At 73.7% G+C, this 3,963-nt stretch carries 6 protein-coding genes; 2 read left to right on the forward strand and 4 right to left on the reverse strand.

Annotated features, from left to right (window positions below):
* Positions 1–46: 46 nt before the first annotated feature.
* Positions 47–1,306 carry a cytochrome P450 gene (locus ACFU7Z_RS37355; RefSeq protein ID WP_380782552.1) on the reverse strand — a complete coding sequence of 420 codons (1,260 nt, stop codon included), beginning with the start codon at positions 1,304–1,306 and terminating at the stop codon, positions 47–49.
* 102 nt (positions 1,307–1,408) lie between these two features.
* A complete protein-coding gene (locus tag ACFU7Z_RS37360) occupies positions 1,409–2,047 on the reverse strand; it encodes a TetR/AcrR family transcriptional regulator (protein ID WP_380782554.1) in 639 nt (212 codons plus the stop codon).
* Positions 2,048–2,148: 101 nt separating this feature from the next.
* Between ACFU7Z_RS37360 and ACFU7Z_RS37365 the strand changes: the two genes are divergently transcribed.
* Both ACFU7Z_RS37365 and ACFU7Z_RS37370 read left to right on the forward strand, forming a co-directional pair.
* On the forward strand, positions 2,149–2,544 hold the full coding sequence (locus ACFU7Z_RS37365) for a DUF4345 domain-containing protein (RefSeq protein WP_380782556.1): 396 nt from the start codon (positions 2,149–2,151) through the stop codon (positions 2,542–2,544).
* 91 nt (positions 2,545–2,635) lie between these two features.
* A complete protein-coding gene (locus tag ACFU7Z_RS37370; protein ID WP_117487089.1) occupies positions 2,636–3,178 on the forward strand; it encodes an MOSC domain-containing protein in 543 nt (180 codons plus the stop codon).
* A gap of 12 nt (positions 3,179–3,190) precedes the next feature.
* Here the strand turns inward: ACFU7Z_RS37370 and ACFU7Z_RS37375 are convergent, their stop codons facing one another.
* Entirely contained in the window at positions 3,191–3,493 is a 303-nt protein-coding gene (locus ACFU7Z_RS37375) for a hypothetical protein (protein ID WP_380782558.1), read from the reverse strand.
* Positions 3,494–3,592: 99 nt separating this feature from the next.
* A complete protein-coding gene (locus ACFU7Z_RS37380) occupies positions 3,593–3,874 on the reverse strand; it encodes a metal-sensitive transcriptional regulator (RefSeq protein ID WP_375875564.1) in 282 nt (93 codons plus the stop codon).
* Positions 3,875–3,963 lie beyond the last annotated feature (89 nt).

Genomic DNA, 3,963 nt, shown 5'->3' on the forward strand with positions numbered 1-3,963 from the left:
GGGCTGAGGCCGGGCGGCCGACCGCCGGTGCCGGCTCCCGGTCGACCTACCAGTCGACCGGGAGGCGGGCCGGGCTCCGGGTGGTGCCGCCGAGCTGCCAGGCGAGCTCCGCGACCGGGGTGGTGAGGCGCAGGCCCGGCAGGGCGGTGGCGAGCCGGTGCAGGGACTCCCGCATCTCCAGCCGGACCCGCCAGGCGCCGATGCAGTAGTGCGGGCCGGAGCTGAAGGCGAGGGTCGGGGCGGGGAGCGGGAGGCCCAGATCGGCGTCGAGGCCCTCGGGGTAGACGGCCGGGTCGCGGTTGGCGCTGCCGAGGCTGACGGCGACGACCGAGCCGGCCGGGATGGTCACGTCGCCGACCTCGACCGGCGCGGTGGTGCGGCGGATGGTGGCCTCGTCGTCGCCGAGCGGGATGTAGTGCAGCAGCCGTTCGGCGGTGCGCTCGGCGGTGTCCGGGTCGGCGAGGCGCGGCCAGTGCTCGGGGCGTTCGCCGAGCACGTAGACCAGGGCGTTGGCGAGGGCGCCGGCGACGCTCTCGTTGCCGCTGGCGGTGAGCCCGGCGACCAGGAAGACGAGGGACTCCTCGGGGACGCCGCCGTCCTGGTCGGCGGCCCGGACCAGCCGGCTGACCAGGTCGTCGCCCGGCTCGCGGCGCCGGCGGGCGACCAACTCGCCCATGAAGGAGCCGAATTCGGCGAGGGTGGCGTCGTGGTCGGGGTCCGTGCCCGGTTGCTGTCCGCCGTCCTGCCCGCCGTTCTGACCGCCGCCCGGCTCGCCGCCCTGGTCCTCGCCCTGGGCGAGCAGGGCGCGGGTCCAGCGCCGCAGCCGCTCCTCGTCCAGGTGGTCCGGCCCGTCCCCGTCGAGCCCCATCAGCCGGGTGGTGACGGCGAACGGCACCGGCCGGGCGAAGGCGGGGACCAGGTCGGCCGTCGGGCCGGCGGCGACCAGCCGGTCCACGGACTGCTGGACGGCGGCGGCGACCCACGGCTGCCAGCCGGCGATGGCGCGCGGGGTGAAGGCCCGTTGGGCGGTGCCGCGCAGCCGGCGGTGGGCGGGCCCGTCCTGGTTGAACAGGGACGCCGGGTTGGCGGCCACGTCGGCGGTGGCGCCCGCGGTGCCGACGTCATGCAGGTCGGCCCGGGTGACCCGGGGGTCGCCGAGGACCTGCCGGACGTCGTGGTAGCGGGTGATCAGCCACGCGGGGGTGCCGTCCGGGAGGGTGGTGGGGTGGGGCGGCTGGGCGGGGGTGGTGGGGAGCCGGTGGAGTGGGGGGAGGGTGGTCCCGGTGTCGGCTGCGGCGGAGTCCATGGGTCCCTTCGCGGGGTTCGGAGGTCCGGCTGGTCGAGGGGAGTCAGAGCATCCAATTGTCATATGTTCATGAGGAATTGGGCGCTTGCGGAGCTTCTCCCCTTACGTCCCGATGGTATGCCCTCGGTGCCCCCAGCCGGGTGCCGGATCGACGGGCAGCAGCGGCCGGAGCGCGCCCAGCGCGGCGCCGATGCAGGCGTCCCGCAGCTCGGTGCGGGTGCAGCTCTCCTCGGTCAGCCAGTCGATGACCAGCACCCGGACGAACACCAGCCAGCTGCGCAGGACCTGCGACACCGCCAGTCGCGTCCGCTCGTCCGCGAGCGGGAGGACGCCGAGCAGCCGGCCGCGCAGGGCGTCGAGCTCCTCGGTGATGATGGTCTGGATCACCTGGTCCCCGGCCAGCACGCGGTTGGCCGCGAGCACGGCGTGCCGGTTGGCGATGAAGTAGTCGAGGTGGGCGTCCATGCCCTCGACCAGCTGCTCGACCAGGGTGTCGCCCGGGTCGAACCGGCTCCTGGCGAGCAGGTCGGCGGAGGCCTCCCGGTAGACGGCGGCGAAGAGTTCGTGCTTGCTCGCGAAGTGCCGGTAGAGCAGGGCACGGGAGACCCCGGCCCGCTCGGCGACCTCCTCCATCAGCACCCCCTCGTACGGCCGTTCGGCGAACAGCCGGGCACCGACGGAGAGCAGCTGGGCGCGTCGCTCGGCTGGGGAGAGCCGGCGGCGCCGTTCGTGGACTGGCATGCGGGCCAGGCTACTTGACACGTGTCTACTTGTCGGCGCTAGCGTGGTGGGCAACGTAGTAGACACGTGTCAACCAGACCTCTGTGAGGGGTGGACGGGCCATGACCAAGGCGTTGCGGGTGCTCGCGTGGACGATGGGGATCGCCTGCGTGGCGATCGGCTTCCTTCACATCTTGCTGGGGAACTCCGCGATGCCCGGGATCGCGGACGCCGGCCCGACGGTCGGCAGCTTCGGCCGCTTCATGGGCGCGGTCTTCGCCGGGTACGGGGCGGCCTGGATCCACGCCGCCCGGCAGGCGCCGGTGCCCGCTCGGCCGGTGCGGTGGCTGGCGGCGGTCCTCCTGCTGGGCGGCCTCGCGCGGGTGCTGTCGCTCGTCGCGGACGGCCGTCCGCACTGGTTCCAGCTGGTGCTGATGGGGATCGAACTCGGGCTCGCACCCGTGTACTTGTGGCTCGCCGACGCGGACGAGCGGGCGCACGCGGAGCGGCGGTCCTGAGCTCCCCCGGTTCCGTCATCGGGGGCCGGTCGTCAGCGGAGGCTATGCTGCCCCTGCGATCGAACGTACGTCCGTGAGGAGGGTTCGGAGCATGAGCGGCACCGTGGTGGCGGTCAGCAGCAACGCCGAGTACTCGTTCACCAAGCCGAACAGGGACGGCATCACCCTGCTCGCCGGTCTGGGCGTCGAAGGGGACGTGCACGCCGGGGTGACGGTCCGGCACCGGTCCCGGGTCGCCCAGGACCCGACCCAGCCCAACCTGCGCCAGGTCCACCTGATCCACCGTGAACTGCTCACCGAACTCGGCGAGTCGGGCTTCGATGTCACGCCGGGCGCCCTCGGCGAGAACATCACCACCGAGGGCGTCGACCTGCTCGGCCTGCCGGTCGGCGCGGTGCTGCGGATCGGCCCGGAGGCCGAGGTGGAGATCACCGGCCTGCGCAACCCGTGCACCCAGATCGACGCCTACCGGCCCGGCCTGCTCAAGCAGGTCGTCGGCCGCGCCGAGGACGGCACGATCGTGCGCCGCGCCGGCATCATGGGCGTCGTCCGCACCGGCGGCCCGGTCCGGCCCGGCGACGCCGTCGCGGTCGAGCTGCCGGACGGCCCGCACCGCCCGCTCGACCGGGTCTGAGGGCGGCGCACCTCAGGGCGCGTTGTCGTCCGGGTGCTCGTCGACGCGGCGCAGGTCGTAGAGGTACGACCGGCCGGCCTTCCAACTGCGCCACGGCCCGGTCGGCGGGAGCTCCCGGTACCGGTCCTCGCCCAGCAGCGGACCGGAGTTGGGCACGCCCTCGGCGTCGACGACGCACCAGCCCCGCTCCGGCGTCCACCGACACCACAGGTCCAGGTCCCGCCGCTTGTAGGACGGGCGGCCGTTGGCGGCGCCGTTCAGGTCGAAGCGGTAGACCAGGCCGTCCAGGCGGCGGACGAACTCGATCGCGGACACGGCTGATCCCCTCCCGGAATGCCCCGGCGAGATACCCCCACCCCGTAAAGGTGACGGCTCCCGGGGGCTGTCGGAGGAGCCGTCACCGCTGGAACGCGGTCAGGACCTGACCAGGCGGGCGATGGCCTGGTTGGCCTCGCGGATCTTGGTGCCCGCCTCCTGGCCGCCCTCGGCGATGGCGTCCCGGACGCAGCATTCGATGTGCTCGTCGAGGAGTTGGAGGGCGAAGGACTGGAGGGCGCGGCTGGCGGCGGACACCTGGGTGAGGACGTCGATGCAGTAGGTGTCCTCCTCGACCATGCGCTGGAGGCCACGGATCTGGCCCTCGATGCGGCGGAGCCGCTTGCGGAAGTCGTCCTTGTGCGAGCTGTAGCCGGCCATGGCCGTCTCCGGTTCCTGTGCGGTGAGGCGTGCGCTCACTCTACCGGGGGCGTGCCGAGGGGGAGTCGGCCCGGACGGGCGGGGTGCTG

Source organism: Kitasatospora sp. NPDC057518, assembly GCF_042802075.1.
Lineage (GTDB): Bacteria > Actinomycetota > Actinomycetes > Streptomycetales > Streptomycetaceae > Kitasatospora.